At 61.5% G+C, this 26652-nt stretch carries 21 protein-coding genes and 3 tRNA genes; 10 read left to right on the top strand and 14 right to left on the bottom strand.

The genetic code is table 11. From position 1 onward, the window contains the following. Nucleotides 1–51: 51 nt before the first annotated feature. The 3 genes from carB to pyrR form a co-directional block, all read right to left on the bottom strand. Nucleotides 52–3342 (bottom strand): carbamoyl-phosphate synthase large subunit, encoded by a 3291-nt coding sequence (carB, locus tag ICM05_RS09650; protein WP_188024371.1) that lies wholly within the window; start codon nt 3340–3342, stop codon nt 52–54. After that, on the bottom strand, nt 3342–4529 hold the full coding sequence (gene carA, locus ICM05_RS09645) for a glutamine-hydrolyzing carbamoyl-phosphate synthase small subunit (protein ID WP_353055876.1): 1188 nt from the start codon (nt 4527–4529) through the stop codon (nt 3342–3344). Before carA ends, carB begins: the two co-directional genes overlap by 1 nt. A 109-nt stretch (nt 4530–4638) precedes the next feature. Next, on the bottom strand, nt 4639–5190 hold the full coding sequence (pyrR, locus tag ICM05_RS09640; protein ID WP_188024369.1) for a bifunctional pyr operon transcriptional regulator/uracil phosphoribosyltransferase PyrR: 552 nt from the start codon (nt 5188–5190) through the stop codon (nt 4639–4641). 341 nt (nt 5191–5531) lie between these two features. Between pyrR and ICM05_RS09635 the strand changes: the two genes are divergently transcribed. Together ICM05_RS09635 and ICM05_RS09630 are read left to right on the top strand one after the other, a co-directional pair. Further along, a complete protein-coding gene (locus ICM05_RS09635; RefSeq protein WP_370566781.1) occupies nt 5532–6602 on the top strand; it encodes a fatty acid desaturase in 1071 nt (356 codons plus the stop codon). Between the two features lie 173 nt (nt 6603–6775). Beyond that, a tRNA-Gly gene (locus tag ICM05_RS09630) sits at nt 6776–6848 on the top strand. A 71-nt stretch (nt 6849–6919) separates the two neighbouring features. On the opposite strand, the gene ICM05_RS09625 is transcribed toward ICM05_RS09630, so the two are convergent. Next, nucleotides 6920–7519: a hypothetical protein gene (locus ICM05_RS09625; protein ID WP_188024367.1), complete on the bottom strand. Its 600-nt coding sequence runs from the start codon at nt 7517–7519 to the stop codon at nt 6920–6922. A gap of 234 nt (nt 7520–7753) precedes the next feature. Here ICM05_RS09625 and ICM05_RS09620 point away from each other — a divergent pair. The 4 genes from ICM05_RS09620 (at nt 7754) to ICM05_RS09605 (ending at nt 9500) form a co-directional block, all read left to right on the top strand. Continuing rightward, nucleotides 7754–7826: transfer RNA gene (locus tag ICM05_RS09620), tRNA-Gly, on the top strand. Between the two features lie 62 nt (nt 7827–7888). Next, a tRNA-Val gene (locus ICM05_RS09615) sits at nt 7889–7960 on the top strand. Between the two features lie 192 nt (nt 7961–8152). Further along, nucleotides 8153–8455: a putative quinol monooxygenase gene (locus tag ICM05_RS09610; RefSeq protein WP_188024366.1), complete on the top strand. Its 303-nt coding sequence runs from the start codon at nt 8153–8155 to the stop codon at nt 8453–8455. 256 nt (nt 8456–8711) lie between these two features. Next, on the top strand, nt 8712–9500 hold the full coding sequence (locus tag ICM05_RS09605) for a DUF6612 family protein (protein WP_188024365.1): 789 nt from the start codon (nt 8712–8714) through the stop codon (nt 9498–9500). Between the two features lie 29 nt (nt 9501–9529). On the opposite strand, the gene ICM05_RS09600 is transcribed toward ICM05_RS09605, so the two are convergent. The 3 genes from ICM05_RS09600 to ICM05_RS09590 form a co-directional block, all read right to left on the bottom strand. Continuing rightward, nucleotides 9530–10144 (bottom strand): hypothetical protein, encoded by a 615-nt coding sequence (locus tag ICM05_RS09600; protein WP_188024364.1) that lies wholly within the window; start codon nt 10142–10144, stop codon nt 9530–9532. A 9-nt stretch (nt 10145–10153) separates the two neighbouring features. After that, nucleotides 10154–11224, bottom strand: coding sequence for a cell division protein ZapE (gene zapE / locus ICM05_RS09595; protein ID WP_188024363.1), 1071 nt, complete (start codon nt 11222–11224; stop codon nt 10154–10156). 64 nt (nt 11225–11288) lie between these two features. Then, entirely contained in the window at nt 11289–12464 is a 1176-nt protein-coding gene (locus tag ICM05_RS09590; RefSeq protein ID WP_188024362.1) for an alpha/beta hydrolase, read from the bottom strand. Between the two features lie 82 nt (nt 12465–12546). Here ICM05_RS09590 and ICM05_RS09585 point away from each other — a divergent pair, with 82 nt between their 5' ends. From ICM05_RS09585 to ICM05_RS09570, 4 genes are all read left to right on the top strand, one after another. Beyond that, the gene (locus ICM05_RS09585; protein ID WP_188024361.1) at nt 12547–13164 is read left to right on the top strand and encodes a DUF3000 domain-containing protein; all 618 of its coding nucleotides are present in this window, start codon (nt 12547–12549) and stop codon (nt 13162–13164) included. Further along, a complete protein-coding gene (locus ICM05_RS09580) occupies nt 13157–14338 on the top strand; it encodes an HRDC domain-containing protein (protein ID WP_353055875.1) in 1182 nt (393 codons plus the stop codon). The genes ICM05_RS09585 and ICM05_RS09580 overlap by 8 nt, the downstream gene beginning before the upstream one ends. 125 nt (nt 14339–14463) lie before the next feature. Then, nucleotides 14464–15657 carry a thiolase family protein gene (locus ICM05_RS09575; protein ID WP_223160421.1) on the top strand — a complete coding sequence of 398 codons (1194 nt, stop codon included), beginning with the start codon at nt 14464–14466 and terminating at the stop codon, nt 15655–15657. A 5-nt stretch (nt 15658–15662) separates the two neighbouring features. Beyond that, nucleotides 15663–17795 carry a 3-hydroxyacyl-CoA dehydrogenase NAD-binding domain-containing protein gene (locus ICM05_RS09570; protein WP_188024359.1) on the top strand — a complete coding sequence of 711 codons (2133 nt, stop codon included), beginning with the start codon at nt 15663–15665 and terminating at the stop codon, nt 17793–17795. Nucleotides 17796–18048: 253 nt separating this feature from the next. Here ICM05_RS09570 and ICM05_RS09565 read toward each other — a convergent pair whose 3' ends face one another. The 7 genes from ICM05_RS09565 to dut form a co-directional block, all read right to left on the bottom strand. Beyond that, nucleotides 18049–19227: an acyl-CoA dehydrogenase family protein gene (locus ICM05_RS09565; RefSeq protein ID WP_188024358.1), complete on the bottom strand. Its 1179-nt coding sequence runs from the start codon at nt 19225–19227 to the stop codon at nt 18049–18051. 50 nt (nt 19228–19277) lie between these two features. After that, nucleotides 19278–21182, bottom strand: a complete 1905-nt coding sequence (dxs, locus tag ICM05_RS09560) for a 1-deoxy-D-xylulose-5-phosphate synthase (RefSeq protein WP_188024457.1) — start codon at nt 21180–21182, stop codon at nt 19278–19280. 150 nt (nt 21183–21332) lie between these two features. Then, nucleotides 21333–21569: an antitoxin gene (locus tag ICM05_RS09555; RefSeq protein ID WP_188024357.1), complete on the bottom strand. Its 237-nt coding sequence runs from the start codon at nt 21567–21569 to the stop codon at nt 21333–21335. 259 nt (nt 21570–21828) lie between these two features. Continuing rightward, complete coding sequence (gene acnA, locus ICM05_RS09550; RefSeq protein WP_188024356.1) at nt 21829–24498, bottom strand: aconitate hydratase AcnA; 2670 nt, start codon at nt 24496–24498, stop codon at nt 21829–21831. Nucleotides 24499–24623: 125 nt separating this feature from the next. Further along, nucleotides 24624–25370: a DUF3159 domain-containing protein gene (locus ICM05_RS09545; RefSeq protein WP_188024355.1), complete on the bottom strand. Its 747-nt coding sequence runs from the start codon at nt 25368–25370 to the stop codon at nt 24624–24626. 5 nt (nt 25371–25375) lie between these two features. Beyond that, a complete protein-coding gene (locus ICM05_RS09540) occupies nt 25376–26023 on the bottom strand; it encodes a DUF3710 domain-containing protein (protein WP_188024354.1) in 648 nt (215 codons plus the stop codon). A 101-nt stretch (nt 26024–26124) separates the two neighbouring features. Then, on the bottom strand, nt 26125–26562 hold the full coding sequence (gene dut, locus ICM05_RS09535) for a dUTP diphosphatase (RefSeq protein ID WP_188024353.1): 438 nt from the start codon (nt 26560–26562) through the stop codon (nt 26125–26127). Nucleotides 26563–26652: the final 90 nt, after the last annotated feature.

The raw sequence follows: 26652 nt of genomic DNA, 5'->3' as shown, positions 1-26652 counted from the left end.
GCCCTGCCCGTGGACTCACGAGTCACGGGCAGGGCACCTGTTCAGATTCAGTTACGCCTTGGCGATAACCGCATCACGATCCGCCTGGTACTCCTGGAGCGACTTCAGGTTGAACGTGATCGCCGCAGCCGAGAGCGCACCGACGGTAGCCGAGAGCTCCGACATCGTCGTGAAGATCGGGACGCCAGCGGCGACCGCAGCGGCACGGATTTCATAGCCGTCCGCACGCGCCGATCCGCCAGCAGGCGTGTTGACGATCAGGTCTACCTTTTCGCTGTTGATGAGATCCACGATCGACTCACCCTTATTGCGAGCCGAGTGCTTCGCAACGGTCGTCGAGGTAATGCCGTTACGCGCCAGCACAACCTGGGTGCCCTGAGTTGCGAGGATCTTGTATCCCAGCTCTTGCAGGCGCAACGCGGGAAGTACCACTGCGCGCTTGTCGCGATCCGCCACCGAAAGGAAGACCGTGCCGCTGGTCGGCAGCGCGCTTCCTGCGGCAGCCTGGCTCTTGGCGAACGCAGTCGGGAAGTCAAGGTCCATACCCATAACCTCGCCAGTCGAACGCATCTCCGGGCCGAGCAACGCGTCAACGACCTTGCCGTCCTTCGTGTGGAAGCGCTTGAAGGGCATCACTGCTTCCTTCACCGCGACGGGGGCGTCGATTGCGACGCGCGATCCGTCACGTTCGGGAAGGAGCCCGGCAGCGATCAGGTCAGCAATGGACTCGCCAGCCATGACGCGTGACGCTGCCTTTGCCAGCGGGATACCGAGGGCCTTCGACACGAAGGGAACCGTACGCGATGCGCGGGGGTTTGCCTCGAGCACGTACAGCACACCCTGTGCAATTGCGAACTGCACGTTCAGCAAGCCACGGACGCCAATACCTTCGGCGATGCCGCGGGTTGCCTCACGGACCTTCGCGATCTCCGCATGGCCAAGTGTGATGGGAGGCAGGGTGCAGCTCGAGTCGCCCGAGTGAACTCCGGCCTCCTCGATGTGCTCCATGATGCCGCCAACGTACATCTGCTCACCGTCGTACAGGGCATCGACATCGATCTCGATCGCGTCATCAAGGAAACGATCGATCAGAAGCGGGTGGCCGGGGCCGACCAGCGCATGGCCTTCGATGCGCTCGAAGTAGCCGTGCAGCGACTCGGTGTCGTACACAATCTCCATGCCGCGGCCGCCAAGCACGAACGACGGGCGAACGAGAACCGGGTAACCGATTTCTTCTGCGACGCGGATCGCGCCTTCTTCGTCGATAGCAGTGCCGTTGCGCGGTGCCAGAATTCCAGCCTGATCGAGGATCTCAGCAAATGCGCCACGCTCTTCGGCGAGGTCAATCGCCTCAGGGGTGGTGCCGAGAATCGGGATGCCAGCATCCTTCAGCGGCTGCGCGAGACCGAGAGCGGTCTGGCCACCGAGCTGCACGACGACGCCAACGAGTTCGCCCGCTGCCTGCTCCGCGTGGATAACCTCGAGCACATCTTCAAGGGTGAGCGGCTCGAAGTACAGGCGATCAGAGGTGTCGTAGTCCGTCGAAACGGTCTCAGGGTTGCAGTTGATCATGATCGTCTCGTAGCCGGCCTCAGCCAGCGCGAACGACGCATGTACGCACGAGTAGTCGAATTCGACACCCTGACCGATACGGTTCGGACCCGAGCCAAGGATGACGACCTTCTTGCGATCCGAAGGGGTGACCTCGGTTTCGAAGTCGTACGAGGAGTAGTGATACGGCGTGAGCGCAGGGAACTCGCCAGCACAGGTATCGACGGTCTTGAATACGGGGCGCAGGCCAAGGCCGTGGCGGAGGCCGCGAACCTCAGACTCGCTCGATCCGCGCAGCTGCGCGATCTGCACGTCCGAGAAACCGTGCTCCTTCGCTTCAAGCAGCACCTCAGGGCTGAGCTTCTCAGCCTGCTGCACCATCTCAGCGACCTCATTGATGAGGACGATCTGGTCGAGGAACCAAGGATCGATCGAGGTAGCAGCGTATACCTGCTCAATCGTCGCACCCTTGCGGAGCGCCTGCTGGATGTCGATGATACGACCGTCGGTCGGACGCTTCATGGTCTCGAGCAAATCTTCGACCGTGCGATCGTTCTCGCCCCAGTGGAACGAGGAGCCACGCTTCTCGAGTGAACGGAGCGACTTCTGCAGTGCCGTCGTAAAGTTTCGGCCGATTGCCATTGCCTCGCCGACCGACTTCATGGTCGTGGTGAGAGTGTCATCAGCAGCGGGGAACTTCTCGAACGCGAAGCGCGGAGTCTTCACCACAACGTAGTCGATCGAAGGCTCGAAGCTCGCAGGAGTCTTCTGCGTGATGTCATTCGGAATCTCATCGAGGCGGTAACCAAGCGCGAGCTTCGCAGCGATCTTCGCGATCGGGAAGCCGGTCGCCTTCGATGCGAGTGCCGACGAACGCGATACACGGGGGTTCATCTCGATCACGATGATACGGCCAGTCTTCGGGTCGATCGCGAACTGAATGTTGCAACCACCGGTGTCAACGCCAACCGAGCGGATGATGTCGATCGAAATGTCACGCAGCTTCTGGTATTCGCGGTCAGTCAGCGTCAGGGCCGGCGCGACGGTGATCGAGTCGCCCGTGTGTACACCGACAGCGTCCACGTTCTCAATCGAGCAGATAACGACCGAGTTGTCTGCGTTGTCGCGCATGAGCTCAAGCTCATACTCTTTCCAGCCGAGGATCGACTCTTCGAGGAGCACCTCGGTGGTCGTGCTGTAGTGCAGGCCGTCGCGCACGATGCGTACGAGTTCTTCTTCGGTGTACGCGAAGCCCGAACCGAGGCCACCCATGGTGAACGAGGGACGGACGACAAGCGGGTAGCCGAGGTCCTTCGCGAACTCCTTGGCTTCTTCCACGGTGTGCGCGATGTGCGAACGTGCAACGTCAGCACCACACTCGAGGACGAGATCCTTGAAGATCTGGCGATCTTCGCCTCGCTTAATAGCCTCGGGCTTCGCACCGATGAGCTCAACGTTGTACTTCTCGAGAATGCCCTGCTCGTGCAGTTCCATTGCCGCGTTCAGTGCGGTCTGGCCACCGAGCGTCGGCAAGATCGCATCAGGCTTTTCCTTGATGATGATCGACTCGATGACCTCAGAGGTGATCGGCTCAACGTAGGTCGCATCAGCGAAGTCAGGGTCGGTCATGATCGTCGCGGGGTTCGAGTTCACGAGGATTACGCGAACGCCCTCCTCACGAAGCACGCGGCATGCCTGGGTGCCCGAGTAGTCAAACTCGCACGCCTGACCGATAACGATCGGGCCGGAGCCAATGACGAGAACTGAGTTAATGTCTTGACGCTTGGGCATTAGTTGTCGTCCCCCGAAGTAGTAGTGCTGACTGCGCGATCCTTCACCAGTGTGCGGAAGCGATCGAAGAGGTAGAAGGCGTCATGCGGGCCAGCCGCCGCCTCCGGGTGGTACTGCACCGAGAATGCAGGAATGTCGAGGCACTCAAGGCCCTCAACAACGTGATCGTTCAAGCTGTAGTGGCTCACCTGCACGCGGCCAAAGCCCGCGGGTGAATCGAATTCACCATCAATGGGCGCGTCAACGGCGAACCCATGGTTCTGGGCAGTGATTTCGACGCGGCCAGTCCGCTTATCGAGCACCGGCTGGTTGATGCCACGGTGGCCGAACGGCAGCTTGTAGGTCTGCAGTCCGAGTGCACGACCAAGCAGCTGATTGCCGAAGCAGATGCCGAAGTACGGAATGCCCTGCTGCAGCATGGTGCGCAGCATTGCTACCTGGCCATCGCTTGCGGCGGGATCGCCGGGACCGTTCGAGAAGAACAGCGCGTCAGGCGAAAGGGCCTGAACATCTTCTGCAGTCGTCGCTGCGGGAAGCACCTCGACGTCGAAGCCGTGCTCCGAGAGATAGTTCACGGTGGCGCGCTTCACCCCAAGATCAAGGACCGCAATGGTACCGACCCGGTCGGTCCCCGCAGCAGCGGGAACCGAGTAACGCTCCTTCGTGGAGACCTCAACCGATAGATTGCGGCCGGCCATCGACGCCTGATTCTTTACGCGTTCCAGCTGCTCGTCTTCGCTGAGTTCAAGCGCTTCACCTGAGAAAACACCACCGCGCATCGCTCCAGCGTCGCGCAGGATTCGGGTGATTGCACGGGTATCGACACCAGCGATACCGACGATGCCATCGTTTACCAGGTCTTCATCGAGTGAGCGAGTTGCGCGGAAGTTCGAGACGCGTCGAGCGCGATCTCGCACCACGAAGCCTGAAACCCAGATCTTGTCCGACTCCATGTCGGTGTCGTTTGCGCCGGTGTTCCCGATGTGGGGGGCTGTCATCACGACGATCTGACCCGCGTACGACGGGTCAGTGAGCGTCTCCTGGTAGCCGGTCATGCCCGTTGCGAAGACAACTTCGCCGAGGGTCTCACCCGTTGCGCCATATGCGCGGCCAGGGAAACGCGAGCCATCTTCAAGCACCAGCACCGCAGCACCGATTGGTACGACGCTCGATGGGGGTACAGTCACTTCAATCGTGTTCGTGTTCACGCGTCCTCCTGGGTCTGGTCTTTACAAATGGTTGAGTGCTTCGTCTCTGAAGTTCCAGAGCCGAAAATCTTGGTTCCTCGCATGCGGTTCATGCGAGAGGGCGTGTGTCGCCTGCAGAGATGGCAACCTCGTCAACGCCGTCATGCTCTGTGAGTCGCACTGAAATACGTTCTTGCTTGGCGCTCGGAAGGTTCTTTCCGATGAAATCAGCACGAATCGGGAGTTCTCGGTGACCGCGGTCGATCAAGGTCGCCAATCGAACTGCTCGTGGACGGCCATAGTCGTTGAGCGCATCGAGCGCCGCACGTACGGTTCGACCAGAAAAGAGCACGTCATCCACCAGAACGACCGTTGCACCGTCAATGCCGTCAATTGGCATCTCGCTTGATTGCGGCGACAAGGTGGGCTTGCCGGCCAAATCATCGCGATACATCGTCACATCGAGCGTCGCGGTGGGAATCTCAACACCGGAAATGCGCGAAATGATGGCAGCAATACGCTGCGCCAGAATGCTGCCGCGCGTAGGAATGCCTACAAGCACAAGACCGGAAACACCCTTGTTGGCCTCGACGATTTCGTGCGAGATTCGAGTCAGCGCCCGCGAAATATCAGCACTTTCAAGCACAATTCGCGTACCCATAATCGAGCCTCCCTTCTCCGCCTCACTGGACGGTCATTAAAGAAAAGCTGAAGTGCCCACTATCTTACCGCACGCTCAAGGGCTTCTCTTACACGACCTGTCATTTTTCTTCAAGTCAGCTTCACCGTCTGGCTCGATCCGCCTATTTCGCCGCGACCCCTGAAGCCTTCTCCCTGATAGATCAAGCATGCAGCTTCCTGCATGCTTTGCATAGTAGGTTGAGCCTCAGCGAGCGGCATCTGCCAGTAGCTTTACCAGGATCACCTCGGTTCGATCCGCCACGGAAGCAGGTGTCGCCAATGACGGCTACCCATACTCAGCCAACCCCAAGTGCTCGCGAGATGTATCGACCCACGCGCGCGAACAGCGGCGATTTCCCGCCAATTGCGCGCGCTTACACGCAGGTGTCACAAACGGTACGCGACGCGGGACTCCTGCGCCGCGCATACTGGTTCTATGCTCTTGTCGCAGGCGCGATTCTCGTCGCACTGGGTGGCGCCGTCACCGGGTTCATTCTTCTCGGCACCAGTTGGTTCCAGTTACTGATCGCAGCCGGCTTGGGAATCATCTTCACTCAGATCGCCTTCCTTACTCACGAAGCAGCGCATCGTCAGATTCTCCGACTGGGGCCAGCGAACGACCGGCTAGCGCGCATTCTCGCCGGCTCAATCGGTCTCAGCTATTCCTGGTGGGACTCGAAGCACACCCGCCATCACTCCAACCCGAACCGCGTCGGTAAAGACCCTGACATTGAAGTCGACACCATCTCCTTCATTGAGGAAGATGCCGTCTCAGCCACCGGGCTCCGTCGCGCAATCACTCAACGTCAAGGCTGGTTCTTCTTCCCTCTACTCACTTTGGAGGGAATCAACCTGCACCTACACAGTCTGCGTCACCTCATGAGCAAGGGTCAGGTGCGCGGGCGCTGGACAGAGCTCAGCATCATTGCCGCACGATTCACGCTGTTCCTTGTTCCCCTGTTCTGGTTCTTGCCACTCGGAATGGCATTCGCTTTCCTTGGCGTGCAGCTTGCCGTATTCGGCCTCCTTATGGGCGCTTCCTTTGCCCCCAACCACAAAGGCATGCCGATCATCGCGCACGATGCGAAGCTCGACTTCTTCTCCAAGCAGGTACGCACCTCGCGCAACATTCGCGGCGGCTGGTGGGCGACGATCCTCATGGGCGGGCTGAATTACCAGGTGGAACATCACCTGTTCCCCAGCATGGCGCGACCTCACCTCGCGAAGGCGCGTCTCATCGTCCGAGAGCACTGCGCGACCCTCAACGTCCCATACACCGAGACCTCACTGATCCGCTCATATGCGATTGTCATTGAGTACCTGAACCGCGTAGGCCTCGCCGCACGCGACCCGTTCGAGTGCCCAATTACCGCGGAATACCGGCGAGCATAACGCGAGATTTTGCGCGACCAGAGGTGATTGGCGGATCAAGAACGATCAGCCGCAACCGTACGCTGCAGCCATAGGGCGACGCGCCGAAACCCAGCGCCAATTAGGCAGAGTGGGGTGATGTGCGGCATAGTTATTGAGTCGCAAGGCGCCGGAAACAGCAACTTGAATGACATGCGGATGTAGCGCAGCTGGTAGCGCATCACCTTGCCAAGGTGAGGGTCGCGAGTTCGAATCTCGTCATCCGCTCGGACAGCGCCTAGGGAAACCCAGGCGCTTTTTCGTTTACTCGCGGCCGTTCCGGGCGGCACGGCGGGCGCTTACGGCAGTGCTCCCCCTTCATCTAAGTGCGCAAGTTCATGCCACACGATCATCACGCTCAGGCCCACCAATATTGCCCCGTAGAGAACAGTTTGGGCGAAGACTAAAAACGCACCCAGGCCGCCCAGAAGATCAATACCAGCGAAATTCAGCACCCAGCCGAAAGCCAGGCATCCAAGCAGTGACCCAAACAGCGCGCAGGCAATGAACTGAGCGTGCCGAGGAGCCACTTGCGCCTTCCAAGCGAGCACCATGGCAACGAACCCGGTAAGAAGCGCCAAGGCAAACACGACCGCATAACTTCGATTTGGCTTCATTGGATCAATCGCGAGGCTCACCAGACCGCTATAGACGGGCCACAACGCGAAAACCAAAAATAGCGCCGCGGCCGCGGGCATTGCGCCGAGCAGTCCTTTGCGAAAGTAGCCCGAAATAGCAATGGCACCCAAACCAGCAGTAGTCAGTGCAACGCTTATCCAATACGAGATTTCTCCGAATTGTCGCGGGGCGTTGCTCACTACTGTGGCGAGCAACAACAGTGCCACCGGCACCCACACATGTGTGCGCGCCAAGACCACTTGCAACCGTGCAGTACTCATGAATGCCTCCTCGCACGCACCGGTCGGGGCCGTGCGTCGTGCGTCGTGCGCGCGCAATCTCTCCCTCTTCTCAATACTCACACAAGACAAGGAACCCCCATAGACCCCGTTGTTCCTTTCACCAATGGCACGTTCTGCGACGCGCCCGAATTTGGCCTAATTGTGCGCACCCTCCATATGCCCTCTATAGTTATTCAAGTCGCAGGGCAACGGAAACGAAGGCCTGAATGACATGCGGATGTAGCGCAGCTGGTAGCGCATCACCTTGCCAAGGTGAGGGTCGCGAGTTCGAATCTCGTCATCCGCTCTGAATGAACAGGTTTACTGATTATTCTCTTGAGTCTCACGCGAGACTCGCCAATAACATTGGCGCGATTGGCGCAGCGGTAGCGCACTTCCCTGACACGGAAGGGGTCACTGGTTCGATCCCAGTATCGCGCACAGACAAACCCCCGGTCCTTTGACCGGGGGTTTTCTTGTTTCTTCAGCGACCCGCAGGCCTCGGCTAGCGTTTGCATCCACGGGTGAACACGCCTGTTTCGAAGCGGCTTCCGGCAGTTCCAGACAGAACCCGCCAGGTCACGGAAACATTTGGCTGCTTGCGTCAGGAAATCCTGCGAGACTGAGGTCATCATGCTGAAAATGATTGCCCAGGACTTCATCCGGCCCGATGCTATTGATATCGTGCTGCCGCTTTACCGTGAGCTCGTCGAGCTAACGCGGGCGGAACCGCTCAACGTTTCCTACGAACTCTTCATCGATGATGAGGATCCCGGGCACTTCATCTTCGTTGAAGAGTGGCCAGATCGTGAGGCCCTCGATCTCCATTGCGCATCGGAGCACTTTCGGCGCTTGGTGCCGCAGATTGATGCGCACCAACGCAGCTCGAATACCTACATCCAAATGCGGCCAGCGTTCCCAGGTAATCACGGATAAGCCCAAAGCAATGCCTATTGTGCGGTGTTGTTGTTTCGGTAGATGCTCCCTGCTTACAGACCGGCCGAGCTTTCCGTAGATATGCGTTCTGCCGAAAATATGGTGAATTCGACTCCAAACAGCATATTGACGGCCGATTACATATCTCCGGCGGACCGGGCAGCACGCAGCGCACGCGGCAGCACGCAACACAACCAAGCGACCAAACCACAGCACACCCAGCTCAGCCCAACCGCGCCCCAATACACTTACGCACATGGCTTCTTTCAAGAAACGCACTGTGTTCGCGTCCCTCGCCCTCGTTGCTGGCCTGAGCCTCACTGGCTGCTCCGGCGCAGGCACAAGCCCCGCAGACACTGTCTCCGAGGCCGAGATCGGCACCGACCTCACCGCCGAGAACTTTGTCACGCGGATCAGCGCAGCACAGCTGCGCTCGGGATCCGCCCACCTGGAAACCAAGATTGAGGGCCAGGGGTCGACAATCACTGCGAGCGCCGACATGGAGTTCTCGGAGAATTCCAACGACCTACGCATGCACATGCTCATGGACATGCCCGTCGATGAGCAGACTTCGACGACGGCTGAGCTCAAGCTCGTCAAGGGCAAGGTCTACATGTCACTCGGTGAGCTCACCGCAGACAAGTGGGTTGAAGTCTCGGAAGACCAGTCTGGCGCACTGAATATCGACGACCTCACCGCGCAGACTGACCCGGCCGCTCAATTTGCGGCGTTTGAGGGCGCCCTGCAGTCGCTCACGAAGACGGGTGGCGGCGAGAAGATCGATGGCGTACAGACGACCGAGTACACGCTCGCACTTGATCCGGAGAAGCTCCTCACGAGTACCGGACAGATCGAGGCGATCGGCCCCGAGGAACTCCTCGCGCTCGGCAAGAGCGTCGAGTACAAGCTGTACGTTGGTCCAGATGACCTGCCGCGCCGCATCATCATGGATCTTGGCACAGGCATCTCGACCCTTGACTACAGCAAGTGGGGCGAAGACACCGACATTCAGGCACCAAACCGCGGCGAAATCACCACAATGTAGCGATCAACTGTGAGTCGGAGTGGCCCGCACTAACCGCGCAGGTGGTGGGTGCGGGCCACAACTGTAGCTGCCGCGATAAACGTTTCGCGATCGATCTCATGCCCCTCGCGGCGCATGCCCGAGTGGGTCACGCGCAAGAGACGTTCGGGCGAAAGATAGCTTGGGCGATGCTGCGGATCCCAGCCACCAGTTCCCACCGGCACGAAATCTCGATGCTGCTTGGTGCTGAGATAGCAGCCAGCGAGCGCGGTGGCGCTCACGCGTCCGAGAATCAGGACGGGACGATCCTTTCCTCGCCCATCGTTCTCGGCGTAGGGCACCCACGTCCAGACGACTTCACCAGGATCGGGGTCACCGTCGCGCCGCGGCGAATACTCGAATCGCAGCGACTTGGCTTCAGCCGGCGTCAGATCACGCGTAATGCTGTCTGCGTCGCCGTCCCGACCGGGAACGTGAGTATCGACCGCGGTATCTGCGTGCGAACGCGGGCTGGGACCGGGCTTGGCTGATCCGCGCCCCGAAGACTGACCAGCGCTCGTGCGCGAGGTCGGTCGCGAGGAAGACCCCGAGGTGGGCCGCGACGAACGCCGCTTCTCCCCCGGCAAGAGGATATCGAGGAGCTTCCGAGCGAGATCAGTCCACATGGTGGGAGACTACGCTTCGATCGTGGCAGCGGTCAGCGCGTTGAGACGCGACTGGCAGCGCTGGTATTTCTTACGGTAGCCACCGTCGATCATTCCGCCGCCGAAGATGTTCGTGAGCGGGATACCAGTCGCGCTGATGGGAATCTGCGCATCGTAGACACGGTCAATGAAGGCAACGAAGCGCAGTGCCGACGACTGATCAGTGATCTCATGCACGTCGCGAATGCCAAGCGCATCAACGCCCGACAGCAGGCCGACATAGCTCGACGGGTGCACGGTCGCGAGATGCTCGATGAGGTCGCCGAAGACGTCATCGGTCATGCGGTTACCCGAGGCTGCAGCGTCAGCCACAGCGAACTGGTACGCCTCATCACTGAGCGCAATGGCGTCGCTCTCAAGGTCGCGCTGGCGGTAATCCACGCCATCGATGCGGATCGTGGTGAAGCGATCTGACATTGCCTGGATTTCGCGCATGAAGTCTGCAGCCGCAAAACGGCCCTCACCGAGGGCGTTGGGCGGGGTGTTTGAAGTGGCGACGATCCGCGAGCCTGACGAGGTGAGATCACCGATCAGGCGAGTCATGAGCATCGTGTCACCCGGATCATCGAGCTCAAACTCATCGATGCAGATGAGCTTCGCCCCACGGAGCACGTTGAGCGCACCCTCGTACCCAAGCGCGCCGACGAGCGCGGTGAACTGGATGAAGGTGCCGAAGTACTTGCGACCAGCGGTCGCGTGCCAGGTCGCCGCGAGCAGGTGCGTCTTACCAACGCCGAAACCACCGTCAAGGTAGACGCCGGGCTTCGCAGGAGCGGCCGCAGCTGGCGCCTTGTCCTTCTTCCGGCCGAAACCAAAGAATCCGCCACCACCGCTGCGCGTGGCAGCTGCAGGCTTCGAGAACGCGTCAAGAGTGTCACGCGCCTCAGCCTGCGAGGGGTAACGGTCATCAGGACGGTACGACTCGAAGGAGGCGTGGTCGAACTGCGGGGGCGGAACGAGTGAGGCAACAAGCTCAGTTCCTGAGATTGCTGGGCGTCGATCTACGATCCGGGCAGTGCTGTGCAATTCGTTGGCAGACATCCCTGCAAGTCTAGCGCCGGAGCGCCGCCGAGGACTACCCGCGACAGCGTTCCGTGCGCAGCGACTAGCCGCGGAATGCCGGGCGCGGCAGCGTCGAGGCAAAGCGGAAGGCCGCATCCTCCCAGCCGTCACGATCCATGTTCCACAGCCGCACGTGCTTTGCTTTGTCGACGAGACGCAGCTCAACGAGGTCTGGACGCAGCTGCGCAAGGCGTTCCGCGCCGGCGCTCGGCACGTAGCCATCGCCACGGCTCGCCTGAATCATCACCGGCACATCGAGATCGCGGGCAAATCGTTCGGGTACCAGCGACCCAGCGTCCAACCCGTCTTCGACGCCAGACTTCACGACATTGTTACGCAAAAGCTCGAGGCCGATGTCAGCGAGCGGCGCGGGAGCGCCAGCTGCGCGAGCATGGACTCGCAGCACGTCAGGCCAGTCAAGCGCAGGCGAATCAAGCAGGATGCCGTCGATCACGTCACGGTGTGCACCCCGCTGCTTCGCCAGCATGCAGGCCGTACCGCCCATCGACCAGCCAACGAGCGTGACCCGCTCTGCGCCGCGGCGACGCACCTCTGCGATCGCAGCGTCCACGTCATGGGACTCAGAAATGCCGAGGCCAAAGCGCCCGTTAGCACTCGCGGGCGCACCTTCGTCACCCCGGTACGAAATCACGAGGCTCGTGACGCCGGCACGGGCAAGCGGCAGCACGCCGCGTAGCGTTTCTACCGGCTCGGCGCCGCGACCGTGTACGTGCACCGCCCACCGCTTCTTCCGTGGCAGTTTCGGGCGGATCACCCATGCCTTCGCATCGCCCAGCTCTGTCGGGTAGGTGATCTCCTCGACCCGCAAACCGAGCTCTGCCGGATCCGCGTACCACCAACCAGTCAGCCGGCCACGAAGTCCGGGACGGAGCTCTCCCCGATCGACGGCAAGCAGTTCACGAACGACGTTGCCGGATTCCCGCCCCAGCACTTTGCCGACTCGGGCGCGGATCGTGTCTTGTGCGAGAAGCAGCGTGTAATCCCCACGCAGTCCGGCACCAACTCCGCGCAGCACAACGGCGGGGAGCCCCTGTGCCTCGCCAAGGTTAACGACCTCGAGCGGGTCTTCAGTGAGCCGCTCCCCCTCCACTGCACGCCGAGCCAGCACCGTTGCGCCAGCAACGATGCCGCCGATGGCGGCAGCACCAACAACACCCGCAGCGACAGCTCCAGCGATGATTCCGCGGCGATTGCCCATACCTGGGACCCACTCTCTAACGTTTCGAACGCGTTCGGCGTGGCAATCCGAACTCTTTCACAGCAAACTCTAGTCTTCCCCTGTGACCCCAACACCCCCAAGTTTCTCGCGAAAGTTTGCTGAGGCAGTTGAACAGCTGCGTCACGCTGACCTGCGCGAAGAGCTGGCGATCCGTGAGACACCGGCGCCAGAGAGCATCGCACCCGAGTCATTTGCGCTCGCAGGCGGCTTGAAGCAGCATGACTTGACCGATGATTCTGCGGCGGTTGAATCGGGCTTTGGCGTAGGCCGGCTGGTGCTCCTGCGTGACCCGAATGCGGTTGAAGAGTGGGGCGGCGAGTTCCGCGTCATCTGTTACGCACAGGCTCCGCTCGAGCTTGAGATCGGCGTTGACCCGTTCATCTCGGACGTGGCGTGGTCGTGGTTGCTTGACGCGCTGGCGGCGCGATCCGCCGAATATACGTTTATTTCTGGGACAGCGACGAAGGTGCTCTCGAGCGGCTTCGGCACACTCGAAGGTCAGGGCGACGGCGCCCACCTCGAGTTGCGAGCATCGTGGACACCGCTCGGTGACGACTTTGCCGTACACGCCGAAGCCTGGTCAGAATTGCTCTGCCTCCTGGCAGGGCTCCCTCGCGAAGAGGGCATCGATTCGATAGCAGCCCACCGGCTGCGGATGCGAGCAGGCGGGCGTGACTAAGACAGACCTGGCAACGTGGACGAACGTTGGCGACAAGTGGTCGCTCGCAGCGGCCCTGAAGGATCTTGCCGCAGGTGAAGGTCCGTACGGCATCGATACGGAGCGTGCCTCGGGATTCCGGTACAGCAACCGCGCATTCCTGGTGCAGGTGTTTCGGCGCGGATCGGGAACGTTCATCTTCGATCCAACGAAGCTCGATTCGCTCGAGCCTCTCGCGGAGCTCATGAATCCTGAAGAGTGGATTCTCCACTCTGCCGATCAGGATCTGCCGAGCCTCGCAGAACTCGGCCTGAAGCCCGCGCAGCTCTTCGACACAGAGCTTGCATCACGCCTGCTCGGCTTTGAACGCGTCGGTCTCGGCGCAGTGACCGAGCGCCTGCTTGATATCAAGCTCGCGAAGGCACACTCAGCCGTTGACTGGTCGACGCGCCCGCTCCCGATTGAGTGGCTTGAATACGCAGCGCTCGACGTCATCGTACTTCCAGACCTGCGTGACGCGGTCTACGGAGAGCTCGAGGCAAGCAACAAGCTCGAGATTGCGCGCCAGGAGTTCGAGGCGGTGCGCACGAAGGCTCCCAAGCCGGCCAATGACGAACCGTGGCGCAAGCTGGCCGGCGGCGGCAAGCTGCGTGGCCCGCGGCAGCTCGCGGTCGCTCGTGAGCTGTGGAACTCTCGTGATCGACTCGCACGCGAGAAGGACGTTGCCCCCGGCCGTCTCGTCCCAGACGCGTCACTCGTCGCCGCGGTCGCGGCAAACCCACGTTCGAAGGGTGAGCTCGCGAAGCTCGAGTCCTTCCGCGGGCGCGCAAGTCGCACCGAGCTGAACCGCTGGTGGGAGGCAATTCTGGCTGGCAAGACCACGCGCAATGTGCCTGGTCCGAAGCCCCGAGATCCCGATGCCATCCCGCACCACCGCAATTGGGAGCAGAAGGCACCCGAGGCTGCAGTGCGCCTTGCCGCCGCACGCGCGGGCGTTGAGGCGGAGGCCGAGGCCCAGAACATGCCACTCGAGAACCTCATCACGCCGTCGCTTGTGCGTCGCGTGGCGTGGAATCCCCCGACCCCTGCAACACCAGAGAACATCGCTGCGCGACTCGCTGAGCTCGGCGCGCGACCCTGGCAGATTGCAAGTGTTGCGCCAATCATCTCCGCAGCATTTGTAGACTTGGGATAAAGCTTGCACGGCGTCTGGCCTCGGCTTCGAGTGACCAGACATATGAGTTCTACCGGACCAGGTCGCGCTTCCTAGGATATGAAGCACGACCTGGTTCAACACCAAATGGAGGCAAAGTGGCCGCAATGAGAAAAGTCGTATTCGTCGACGGAGTTCGCACTCCCTTCGGACGCGCCGGCGACAAGGGCATGTACGCGGGAACGCGCGCAGACGATCTCGCAGTCAAGGCGCTGCAGGGTCTCATCGCCCGGAACCCGAATCTCCCGCTCGATCGCATCGATGATGTCGGTATCGCAGCCACGACGCAGCAGGGCGACCAGGGCCTCACGCTCGGTCGCACGGCGGCGATTCTCGCTGGCCTCCCCCAGACCGTGCCCGGCTTTGCGCTTGATCGCATGTGCGCAGGTGCAATGACGGTCACCTCGTTCCTGAGCGCAGCGATCATCGCCGGCCAGTACGACATCGCTGTTGCTGGCGGCGTCGAACACATGGGCCGTCACCCGCTCGGTCTTGACGCGGATCCCAACCCCCGCTTCATCGCCGAAAAGCTCGTGAGCCCGGATGCCCTGAACATGGGGGTGACTGCGGAGCGCCTGCACGATCGTTTCCCGCAGCTCACCAAGGAGCGCGCGGATCGTTTCGGCATGCTCAGCCAGCACAAGGTGCAGGCTGCCTACGATCGCGGTGACATTCAGGCTGACCTCATTCCTGTTGCCACCCGATCCGCCGCCGGCTGGGGCCTCGCCACCGAAGACGAAGGCCGTCGCCCAGAGACTTCGATGGAGGGACTCGCGGGCCTCAAGACCCCGTTCCGTCCGCACGGTCGTGTGACCGCAGGCACGTCCTCTCCCCTCACCGACGGCGCAACCATGTCGCTCCTCGCGGGCGCAGATACCGCAAAGGAACTCGGCCTCGCGCCGAAGATGCGCCTGGTCTCGTTCGCCTATGCTGGCGTGCAGCCAGAGGTGATGGGTCTTGGACCGGTTCCGTCCACAGAGAAGGCACTCAAGAAGGCCGGACTCACCATCAGTGACATCGGCATTTTCGAGCTCAACGAGGCGTTTGCGGTGCAGGTGCTCTCGTTCACCGATCACTTTGGTATTGCTGACGACGATCCGCGCGTGAACCCCTGGGGCGGCGCAATTGCGCTCGGTCACCCGCTCGCGGCATCGGGCACGCGCCTGATGATTCAGCTCGCGCGCCAGTTCGAGCAGCGACCCGACGTGCGCTTCGGCCTCACCGCCATGTGCGTCGGCCTCGGCCAGGGCGGCTCAATGATCTGGGAAAACCCCCACTACAACGGCAAGAAGGGCAAGTAAGCGCGATGACTGACTACAGCAAGATCGACTTCTCGCCGATCATCGATGCCTCGGCAGACGAGGTCGTCACCGAATCGTTCGTACGCGACGTGCTGCTCCCCTCGGGCGGCACCCTCGCGCTCATCACGCTCGACAACGGCCGCGATCACACGCGCCCGAACACTCTCGGCCCGCGCACCCTGCAGGCACTCGGTGCCGTGCTCGACGCACAGCGCGACCGCGCTGCGGCAGGTGAGATTCAGGCGGTCGCAGTGACCGGCAAGCCGTACATCTTCGCAGCAGGCGCGGATCTCTCCAAGGTCTCCACACTCGCCACCCGCGAGAACGCCCTGCTCATGGCGCAGCTCGGCCACCACGTACTCGGCAAGTTCAGCTCGCTCGGCGTTCCGTCGTTCGCGTTCGTCAACGGGCTCGCGCTCGGCGGTGCGATGGAGATCGCACTCAACTGCGACTACCGCACGTTGGACTCTTCGGCGGCTGCGCTCGCGTTCCCAGAGGTCTTCCTCGGCATTATTCCCGGCTGGGGCGGCGCAACGCTTGTCCCCAACCTCATCGGCATTGAGAACGCAATTGAAGTCGTTATCTCGAACCCGCTGAAGAATAACCGCATGCTCAAGCCGGCGCAGGCGCACGAGTTCGGCCTCTTTGATGAAATGTACGGCCCAGGTCGATTCTTGGAAGAGTCCATCGCGTGGGCGGATCAGGTCATCACCGGCGCAACCAAGGTTGAGCGCCCGCATGCCCCTGGCAAGCTCGAACGTCTCACCAAGTGGAACGTTGCGATAAAGATCGCGCGTGAGCGGCTCAAGGCCAAGATCGGCACCGCCGCGAAGTCGCCCTACGTGGCACTCGATTTGCTTGCTGCCGCGCGTGACAACGACCGCGTGCGCGGGTTTGAACGCGAAGACCTCGCGCTCGCTGAGCTCATCTCAGGCGACCAGTTCGCTGCTTCGATCTACGCGTTCGATCTCGTGCAGAAGCGCGCGAAGCGTCCCGCTGGCGCTCCCGACAAGGAGCTTGCCCGCCCCGTCCAGAAGGTCGGCGTCATCGGCGCTGGACTTATGGCGAGCCAGTTCGCGCTGCTGTTTGCGCGCAAGCTCCGCGTGCCAGTCCTCATCACCGACCTTGATCAAACGCGCGTTGACCGTGGCCTCGATTACATTCGCGGCGAGATCGACAAGCTCGCGGCCAAGGGTCGCCTGTCTGCCGACGACGCGAACCAGGTGAAGGCACTCGTGCAGGGCACGACCGACAAGGCCGACTTCGCTGACTGCGACTGGGTCATCGAGGCTGTCTTCGAAGAGCTCTCGGTCAAGCAGCAGGTCTTCGCGGAGGTTGAACCGCACATCTCCCCCGAAGCGATCATTGCGACCAACACGTCGTCGCTCTCGGTAGAAGAGATCGGCGCGAACCTCGCTCACCCCGAACGCCTTGTTGGCTTCCACTTCTTCAACCCGGTCGCGGTCATGCCGCTCATCGAGGTCGTTCGTACTCCCGCGACGAATGACGCATCGCTGTCCACAGCAATGGTCATCGCGCGCAAGCTCGGCAAGAGCGCGGTCATCACCGCCGACCGTCCCGGCTTCGTCGTGAACCGTCTCCTCGCAAAGGTGATGGGCGAGGCAGCTCGCGCGCTCGACGAGGGCACTCCGATGCCGGTCGTCGAGCGTTCACTCGCGCCGCTCGGCTTGCCTATGGGCCCGTTCGAACTCATCGACCTCGTCGGTTGGAAGGTCGCAGCCCACGTGCAGGACACCATGGTTGCCGCATTCCCCGAGCGTTTCTACGCGTCAGAGAACCTGCACAAGCTCGCTGATGTGACTGATCCACTCGTGAAGAGCAAGATCGGCAAGGTCGAGGATCTCTCAAAGGCAGGCCGCAAGGCCCTCACGCTCGGTAAGACGGCGGTGACCGAGGAGGTCATCCTGCAGCGCGTCGAGGATGAGCTCGCTGGCGAGATCAAGATCATGCTCGATGAGGGCGTCGTGCACGCCGCGGAAGACATCGATCTGTGCCTCATCTTGGGCGCTGGCTGGCCGTTCCAGGCTGGCGGATCGACGCCGTATCTCGACCGCGTTGGCGCGAGTGAGCGCGTATTCGGTGGGGCCTTCCATACGCCGCGCGTCGCCGGAGCGTAGGGCTTAGCCGCGGGCGCCCGTGCTTTTAGCCTCGGTAGCAAATCGAGCGTTGGTCAGACGTTTTCTCACGAATTCGTCTGACCAACGCTCGATTTCTGCGTTTAGGTCAAATCTCGGATGCGGGCGACCTTTGGCCACTCGTCGCAGATCTGGTTTCGCGCGTAGGTATGCTGTTTGGGGCCTAATTCGGCATATTTACGGTGGAAAGCATATCTGCGACAAATGCGGGCGCGGGGCGGGCGCCCCCGCGCGCCTAACCCTCGAACAACGCCGCCGCAAACATCGGGCGCGCAGCGTCCACTCCGGGCGGGTGGAACAGCGACGCTGCCGCATCCCGATACAGGCGACTCGCCTCATGCATCGCCCCGAACCCCGCGCCACCGGCACACGCCAGCGCTACCTCGGCGTTCCGCCGTGCAACATCGCCTGCGTTGATTCGCGCGTGAACGAGCAACAATGGCCAGCGCTCACCGTGGTTCGTGAGCTCATCGATGTCACGCGTGTACGCATCGAGCTGCGCGGCCACGGGCAGGAGAGCCATGTGCGCGTCTGCGATCCGCGCCCGGAATTCAGGTACTTCGGCAAGCGTGGTGCCAGCCTTCGCAGAGTTGCGATGCGCCAGTCCGGCCGCCGCGACCTCGAGCGCGCGGGCGGCAACACCGGCGTAGACCGATCCGACGAGCAACTGGAAGTGGCTCGCGATCGCAAAGACCAGCACATCGGCCGTGGGCCCGATGGGAAGTGTGCGGATCACCTGATCCGCCGCCATGACCGCGCCAGAGAGTCGCGTCGCGCGACTGTGGGACGCGCGCATGCCGAGGACATCCCAGTTTCCTGCCGACTGCACACCCTCGTCGGCGCGATCAAGGAAACCGAAGACGAGCTGCGGCTCCTCCCCTGACTCGTCGCGGCCATGCACGATGAGTTTGGTCCACGCGGGCGTGAGTGAGGTGAAAATCTTGGTGCCGGTGAGTGCGAATCCACCGCCGTCAGCTGCTGCGCGTGGGACCGCAACGGTCTTTGAATCAGCGAGCACGAAGTCATTTCCAGGCTCGCTGATACCGAAAGCGAAGATTTCTCCCGCGAGCGCCTGTTCAAACACGTAGTCGAGCGAATGATCGCCACGCTCGTACAACGCGCGTGCAACACCAACACACAGCAGGTGCATGTTGATACCCAATGCGGTCGCGGGTGCGGCGCCGGCGAGACGCTGCTGCAATCGCGACACCTGATTGAGGGTTAACCCGGGCCCGCCAAGCGATGCTGGAACAAACGTGGTCAGGTACCCCGTGTCGCGGAGTGCCGCGAGATCCGCCGCAAAAAACTCGTTCGCTCGATCGTGATCTCCCGCGCGCTCCCTGATTGCAGCTATGAGCTCATCGGGCAGAAAACGCTCGGCAAGCGTACGGTGCAGGGCTTCACGATCGGTCACAGAAAATCACCTCTCAGGTGTGAACGGGTCCTGCCGCCAGACTACTCCGGTTACTCAGGACGCGCGATGGGAATTCGCGTGCCGCGCACCTGATCGATGACGTTCGCGGCGATGCGCTCTGCCGTGAGTCCAGCGTCCGCAAGGAGCTGATCACGCGTCGCGTGCGGCGGGAATTCATCGGGTGTACCGAGTTCGCTCACAGCCGTGTCGACGGCACCGTCGCGGAGCGCCTGGCGGATCCGCGTGCCAACGCCACCCACACGAATGCCGTCCTCAATGCTCACAAGCAAACGATGCGAGCGCGCCATCTCAACGACGGAATCAGCGACCGGGACCACCCAGCGCGGGTCAATCACCGTGGCAGAAATTCCTTCGCCCGCCAGGATGTCGGCGGCATCGAGCGCGACGCGCGCCATCGGGCCGACCGTCACGAAGAGCACGTCGGCGGATCCCTGCGCTTCGCGCAGCACATCGACACCGTCGTGGGTGCGACGGATTGCAGGCAGGTCGGAGCCAACCGAGCCCTTGGGATAGCGGATCACGGTGGGCGAATCTTCGACCGCGGTTGCCTCGCCGAGGAGCTCGGTGAGCGTATCTGCGTCGCGCGGTGCGGAGATACGAATGCCGGGAACGATCTGCAGCATTGCGAGGTCCCAGACGCCGTTGTGGCTCGCGCCATCGGGGCCGGTGATGCCGGAGCGGTCAAGCACGAAAGTTACGCCCGCGTGGTGCAGCGCGACATCCATGAGCACCTGGTCGAACGCACGGTTCATGAAGGTCGCATAGAGCGCGACCACCGGGTGCAAACCGCCATACGCGAGACCCGCTGCAGAAGTGACCGCGTGCTGCTCGGCAATGCCCACGTCGTACACACGGTTCGGGAAGCGTTCGAGCATCGGCACCAGACCGACTGGCTCAAGCATTGCAGCCGTGATCGCCACAACCTTTTCGTTCTTCTCGGCGATGTCGACAATGCTCTCGCCAAACACCGAGGTCCAGGTGCGCGATGACCCGTTCGAGATCGGCTCGCCACTGTCGCGGTCAAACTGGCCGATTGCGTGGAACTGGTCACCAACATGATTCTCGGCGGGCGCGTAGCCACGACCCTTTTCGGTGATCACGTGCACGAGGGCGGGACGACCGTACTCGCGGGCCTGCGTCAGTACGGCCTCGAGCCCCGGCTCATCGTGACCGTCAACCGGGCCAAAGTACTTGATATCGAGGTTCGAGTACAGATGATCGTTGTCGCTCGCGCGGCTCAGGAAGCCGTGCAGCGCGCCGCGTGTACCGCGGTAGAGCGTGCGACCGGGCTTGCCGAGGCGTGAGAAGAAGCGCTCGCTCCCCTCCTGCAGATCACGATAGGTTGCGCGGCTCCGCACCGAGTTGAGGAAGCGAGCCATGCCACCGATGGTTGGGGCGTAGGAGCGACCGTTGTCGTTCACCACGATCACCAGGTTGCGATCGTTGTCATCGGTGATGTTGTTGAGCGCTTCCCAGGTCATTCCACCGGTGAGGGCCCCGTCGCCAACGACCGCCACAACGGTGCGATCCTGCTGACCGGTACGTGCGAAGGCTCGTGAAATTCCGTCTGCCCAGCTGAGCGAGCTCGAAGCGTGCGAGCTTTCGACGATGTCGTGCTCGGACTCCGAGCGTTGCGGATAGCCAGCAAGGCCGTCCCGCTGGCGGAGCTGTGAAAAGTCTTTGCGACCCGTCAAGATCTTGTGCACGTAGCTCTGATGACCCGTATCGAAGATGATCGGATCACGCGGGGAATCAAACACCCGGTGCAATGCAATCGTCAGTTCAACGACGCCGAGATTCGGGCCCAGATGGCCGCCGGTCTTCGCTACCTCACTGATGAGGAATTCGCGGATCTCTGCCGCAAGCTGAGCGCACTGTTCTGCGCTCAATGACGCAAGGTCTGCAGGGCCTTCGATTTGATCGAGGATCGCCACTCGCCACCCGTCCCTTCTCTCGCCGACGTGAACGCCGGGCATCCCCACAGTCTACCCGTCGGCAATGAGTGATTCGGTACATGGCGCACATAAGCGGGCTCCCCGCGCGATTCGCGTGGGGAGCCCGCTTACCGTCTCAGAACTCAGCGATTATTCATTGCCGATCGAGCCGTCGAGCTTTTGCTTGATCTCATCGATCTTGTCAGCGTGCTCGCCGCCCGTGACCTTGTTGGCAAAGCCAGCAAGCCCATCGAGCACCTTGTCGCTCACTGACTCAGCCTGTTCACTCTTCAGGGCATCCTTGACCTTGTCAGCGTTCTCAGACAGAAAAGCCTTTGCCTTCTCTGCAGCATCAGCGGCCTGCTTGCCCAGATCTTCGTTCGCCATGCGTTGATCCTTCCAGATTCAGCACCGAGCCATTCGGCACTGTCTGAATTATGCGCCAGTTTTTAACAGCCTGCAAGCATCCAATGTGTTACCAATTTGAGCGCGTGCCCTGGCCCCTGTGATCCCCACGAGCATTGGCCCCAAGTTTCAGTACACAGAACTGTGCCCCGTCCAGAAATCCACTGGACGGGGCACAACTCTTTCACACCGTTGAGCGCGGAAGCATCACTCGTCAGCTTCCGTGCTCAGCACGAGGTGCTTAGACGAGCGAACGCAGCACGTACTGGAGGATGCCACCGTTGCGGTAGTACTCAGCCTCACCCGGGGTGTCGATACGAACGACTGCGTCGAACGAAACGACCGAACCATCAGCCTTGGTTGCCTCAACTGCAAGAGTCTTCGGCGTGACGCCCTCGTTAAGCTGCTCAATGCCGGTGATCGAGAAGGTCTCGGTGCCGTCAAGGCCGAGGGTGTCAGCGTTCTGACCTGCGGGGAACTGCAGGGGCATGACGCCCATGCCGATGAGGTTCGAGCGGTGAATACGCTCGAAGCTCTCGGTGATCACTGCCTTCACGCCAAGGAGGCTGGTGCCCTTTGCAGCCCAGTCACGCGACGAGCCCGAACCGTACTCCTTACCGCCGAGAACGACGAGCGGGATACCCGCTGCGCGGTAGTTCTCTGCCGCGTCGTAGATGTACGACTTGGGAGCGTCAGCCTGGGTGAAGTCACGCGTGAAGCCACCCTCGACATTGTCGAGGAGCTGGTTACGCAGACGGATATTCGCGAAGGTACCGCGGATCATGACCTCGTGGTTACCACGACGCGAGCCGTAGGTGTTGAAGTCCTTCGGCGCGATACCGTTCTCGACCAGGTAGCGGCCTGCGGGGGTCTCAGCCTTGAAGCTGCCCGCGGGGCTGATGTGGTCAGTGGTGACCGAGTCGCCGAGCTTTGCAAGAACGCGAGCGCCCTTGATGTCGCTGACGGGCTCAGGCTTGAGCTTCATGCCGTCGAAGTACGGTGCCTTACGAACGTAGGTCGACTTCTCGTCCCAAGCAAAGGTGTTGCCATCGGGGGTGGGCAGCGAATTCCAGTGCTTGTCACCATCGAAGACGGTTGCGTACTTCGAGTTGAACATGTCGCTGTCGATCGAGTTGTCAGCGATCTGCTGCACCTCAACGGGGTCGGGCCAAATGTCGCGGAGGAAGACGTCGTTGCCGTCTGCATCCTGACCAAGCGCCTCGTTGTCGAAGTCGAAGTCCATCGAACCCGCAAGAGCGTACGCAACGACGAGCGGGGGGCTCGCGAGGTAGTTCATCTTGATGTCAGGGTTGATGCGACCCTCGAAGTTACGGTTACCCGAGAGCACTGCGGTGACAGCGAGGTCGTTGTCGTTGACAGCCTTCGAGATCTCCTGGTTGAGAGGACCCGAGTTACCAATGCAGGTCACGCAGCCGTAGCCAACGAGGAAGAAGCCGAGATCTTCGAGCTCAGTCTTGAGGCCCGACTTCTCGTAGTAGTCAGTAACGACCTTCGAACCGGGAGCAAGCGTGGTCTTCACCCACGGCTTCGCCTTCAGGCCCTTTGCGTTTGCGTTACGTGCAAGCACGCCAGCCGCAAGCATGACTGAGGGGTTCGAGGTGTTGGTGCACGAGGTGATCGATGCGAGGCTGACTGCGCCGTGATCGATCGTGAACTCGCGGCCCTGCTCGTCAACAACAGTTGCGGGGTTCGACGCGGGAGCGTAGTTCTTGAGGTCAACCTCGAACTGTTCCTTCGCGCTGGTGAGCTCGATGCGGTCCTGGGGACGCTTCGGGCCAGCGATCGAAGCAACCACCGTCGAGAGGTCGAGCTCGAGGTACTCGCTGAACTCAGGCTCAACTGCGGGGTTGTGCCACATGCCCTGCTCCTGGCTGTACGCCTTGATGAGCTCAAGCTGCTCTTCGGTACGGCCGGTGAGGCGGAGGTAGTCGAGGGTGACATCATCGATGGGGAACATCGCCGCGGTCGAACCGAACTCGGGGCTCATGTTGCCGATGGTTGCACGGTTAGCGAGCGGGACCGAGCCAACGCCCTCACCGTAGAACTCAACGAACTTGCCGACAACGCCGTGCTTACGGAGCATCTGCGTGATGGTGAGCACAACGTCGGTTGCGGTCACGCCAGCGGGGATCTGACCCGAGAGCTTGAAGCCAACAACGCGCGGGATGAGCATCGAGATGGGCTGGCCGAGCATTGCTGCCTCAGCCTCAATGCCGCCGACGCCCCAACCGAGAACGCCGAGACCGTTCTCCATGGTGGTGTGCGAGTCAGTACCGACACAGGTGTCGGGGTATGCCTGGAGCACGCCGCCAACCTCGCGAGCGAAGGTGATGCGTGCGAGGTACTCGATGTTCACCTGGTGAACAATGCCGGTCCCGGGGGGAACAACCTTGAACTCGTCGAATGCACCCTGACCCCAACGGAGGAACTGGTAGCGCTCACCGTTACGGACGTACTCGATCTCAACGTTCTTCTCGAACGCTGCAGCGTTGCCGAACGAGTCCGAGATGACCGAGTGGTCAATGACGAGCTCTGCGGGAGCGAGCGGGTTGATCTTGTCGGGGCTGCCGCCGAGATCAACAACTGCCTCACGCATGGTTGCGAGGTCAACGACACAGGGAACACCCGTGAAGTCCTGCATGATCACACGTGCGGGCGTGAACTGGATCTCGGTGTCGGGCTGTGCCGACGGATCCCAGTTGCCGAGCGCCTTGATGTGCTCTGCCGTAACGTTCGCGCCATCCTCGGTGCGAAGCTGGTTCTCAAGCAGCACCTTGAGGCTGAAAGGCAGGCGCGCCGCGCCCTCAACCTGGTTGATCTTGAAGATCTCGTAATCTTTCCCACCAACGGTGAGGGTGCTCTGTGCACCAAAGCTGTTTACCGAAGCCATGAGTCCTCCCAAAGTCTCTCGATGTCGAGATACATCTTACACTGTTTATACACGCGACAGAACGCGACGCGCGAGCGCCACTCCCCTGACTTTTCAAGGAAGTTCGGCGCAAATTCATCCGATGATTAGTCGGCGGATCGCGATTCCACCTCATCGGGTTTCGGCAGCTTGCGCAGCACAAGCCAAGTCACGACAATGCAGGCCGCAAACAGCGGGATGCCCATGACGATCCGCGCCACCCCAAGCATCTCGACCTGATTGGCCAAATACATCGGGAACTGGACCGCAAGTCGCCCGAGGAAGAGCAGCAGCCAGAGGGTCGTCAACCAGACGGCCGCGCGGCGGATGAACTTATCCTTGCGCCAACCGGTCATGTCCCCGCGAAGGAATCCGAGAATCAGCCCGATTGCCGGCCACCCGGCAATGATCGAAATCAGCAGGCCGAGCGACCAGGCCGCATTCACAATGAACCCAGACAGGAAGTAGTCAACGCCACGGCCCGTAATGAGCGTGATCAGCACAGCGATGCCAACGCCGAGCGCGCCAGAGAGCGCAGCGACAATCGTCTCGCGCTGCACGAGGCGAACGATGACCGCCACAATCGCGAGCGCGCCCGAACCCAGCGCTGCGGTGCGCGCCTCCTTGGTGATCGCGAAGACCACAATGAAGACAAACGCGGGAATAACGGTCTCCGCTACGCCTCGCCAGCCACCAATCGTGCGCATCACACTCTCAGCAGTGAGCTCCTCACCACTGGTTGCAGCTGCGACGGCGCGACCCATTGATCCGCCAATTTGACGTGGTTGACCAGTGGCCGAGGCCAGCTCGGGCGCAGCGTGGTCGTCGCCTGGGGTCTGCGCCTCGTCAGCCATGAACCTTACGCCTGCGTCTCGGTGGCACCGGCCTGGGCACCAGCGGGAACCTTGAGCGCCAACATCTCCCCGGGAGGGAGCGGCTGCTCGCCGCGAATCACAACGGTCTCACGGAACAGCTCAATGAGCTGGTCGTACGCCTCGAGATCCGAAGCGCCCTTACCCATGATGAGGCCGCGCAGCATCCAGCGAGGGCCGTCAACACCAATGAATCGAATCTCACGGGAGCCACCCTGGTCGGCAGCAGCAGGAGTCTTCACGAGAAGATCAGTGCCAAGTGCACCCTCAAGCTCAACAACCCTTGCGCCCTGCTGGGTCAGCTGCGCAGCAAGCTCCGCGCGGGTCTGATTCCAGAGACCGGTCGTCTTCGGGGCGGCGAACGCCTGGAGCTGCAGCTGCGACTCCGCGTAACCCAGCGTTGCGGCGACCACTCGCTTTGCGCGCTCGTCAACTTCAAGACGCATCTGCAGCCCCTCGCGAGGAGCCACCTTGATGCCCCCGAGGTCAACATACGGCCGCATTGCCGGAACCTCAGTGAAATCAAACGGGCCAGCCGTATCGCGGTCTGCGGGGGCAGACTTGCTGCGATCGATCTCGGCGGCCACCTGGCCTTCGACAGCCTCTACGGCGCCGCTCTGTTCTGCGTCAGTCATGCGACATCTCCTTTAATTACTTCAAAACTTTCGAGTGCGGTGAGCGGTGAGCTACTGAAGCAGTCGCGATCCGCCGCCACACCCGTGAGGCGCTGTGTGCGTTAGGCACTCACACCCGTGGAACCAAACCCACCGTCGCCGCGGCCGCTCTCCGAAAGCTCGGCAACGGGCGTGAACACTGCCTTCGAAACAGGCATAACGATGAGCTGCGCAATGCGGTCGCCAGCGACAACTTCGAATGGGGTCGCTGTGTCCGTGTTCAGCAGAACGACCTTGATCTCACCGCGGTAGCCGGCGTCGATCGTGCCGGGCGAGTTCACCACAGTGATGCCGTGCTTTGCAGCTAGACCACTGCGGGGCACCACGAACGCCGCGTATCCCTCGGGAAGCGCGATCGAGACGCCAGTGCCGACCATGGCGCGCTCACCAGGGCCAATGACCAATGACTCCGAGGCGCGCATGTCTGCGCCAGCGTCATCATGGTGCGCGTACGTAGGGACGGAATCACCGAGCAGGGGAATAGAAACGACATCAGTCACACGGCCAGGTTAGCGGATCGAGCGGTTTATCTGCCGATGCCACTCACATCTCCCAGGAGCCAACTTCCCATCTCCCAGGCGCGAAAGAGG

Source organism: Leucobacter sp. cx-42, from assembly GCF_014529985.1.
Classification (GTDB): Bacteria; Actinomycetota; Actinomycetes; order Actinomycetales; family Microbacteriaceae; genus Leucobacter.
This window is presented reverse-complemented; position numbering and strand designations above follow the sequence as displayed.

Excerpts from the sequence above, each read along its gene's own strand:
- carB (WP_188024371.1), bottom strand. The coding sequence starts at position 3,342 with ATGCCCAAGCGTCAAGACATTAACTCAGTTCTCGTCATTGGCTCCGGC.
- pyrR (WP_188024369.1), bottom strand. The coding sequence starts at position 5,190 with ATGGGTACGCGAATTGTGCTTGAAAGTGCTGATATTTCGCGGGCGCTG.
- ICM05_RS09635 (WP_370566781.1), top strand. The coding sequence starts at position 5,532 with ATGTATCGACCCACGCGCGCGAACAGCGGCGATTTCCCGCCAATTGCG.
- ICM05_RS09625 (WP_188024367.1), bottom strand. The coding sequence starts at position 7,519 with ATGAGTACTGCACGGTTGCAAGTGGTCTTGGCGCGCACACATGTGTGG.
- ICM05_RS09610 (WP_188024366.1), top strand. The coding sequence starts at position 8,153 with ATGCTGAAAATGATTGCCCAGGACTTCATCCGGCCCGATGCTATTGAT.
- ICM05_RS09605 (WP_188024365.1), top strand. The coding sequence starts at position 8,712 with ATGGCTTCTTTCAAGAAACGCACTGTGTTCGCGTCCCTCGCCCTCGTT.
- ICM05_RS09600 (WP_188024364.1), bottom strand. The coding sequence starts at position 10,144 with ATGTGGACTGATCTCGCTCGGAAGCTCCTCGATATCCTCTTGCCGGGG.
- zapE (WP_188024363.1), bottom strand. The coding sequence starts at position 11,224 with ATGTCTGCCAACGAATTGCACAGCACTGCCCGGATCGTAGATCGACGC.
- ICM05_RS09590 (WP_188024362.1), bottom strand. The coding sequence starts at position 12,464 with ATGGGCAATCGCCGCGGAATCATCGCTGGAGCTGTCGCTGCGGGTGTT.
- ICM05_RS09575 (WP_223160421.1), top strand. The coding sequence starts at position 14,464 with ATGAGAAAAGTCGTATTCGTCGACGGAGTTCGCACTCCCTTCGGACGC.
- ICM05_RS09570 (WP_188024359.1), top strand. The coding sequence starts at position 15,663 with ATGACTGACTACAGCAAGATCGACTTCTCGCCGATCATCGATGCCTCG.
- ICM05_RS09555 (WP_188024357.1), bottom strand. The coding sequence starts at position 21,569 with ATGGCGAACGAAGATCTGGGCAAGCAGGCCGCTGATGCTGCAGAGAAG.
- acnA (WP_188024356.1), bottom strand. The coding sequence starts at position 24,498 with ATGGCTTCGGTAAACAGCTTTGGTGCACAGAGCACCCTCACCGTTGGT.
- ICM05_RS09545 (WP_188024355.1), bottom strand. The coding sequence starts at position 25,370 with ATGGCTGACGAGGCGCAGACCCCAGGCGACGACCACGCTGCGCCCGAG.
- ICM05_RS09540 (WP_188024354.1), bottom strand. The coding sequence starts at position 26,023 with ATGACTGACGCAGAACAGAGCGGCGCCGTAGAGGCTGTCGAAGGCCAG.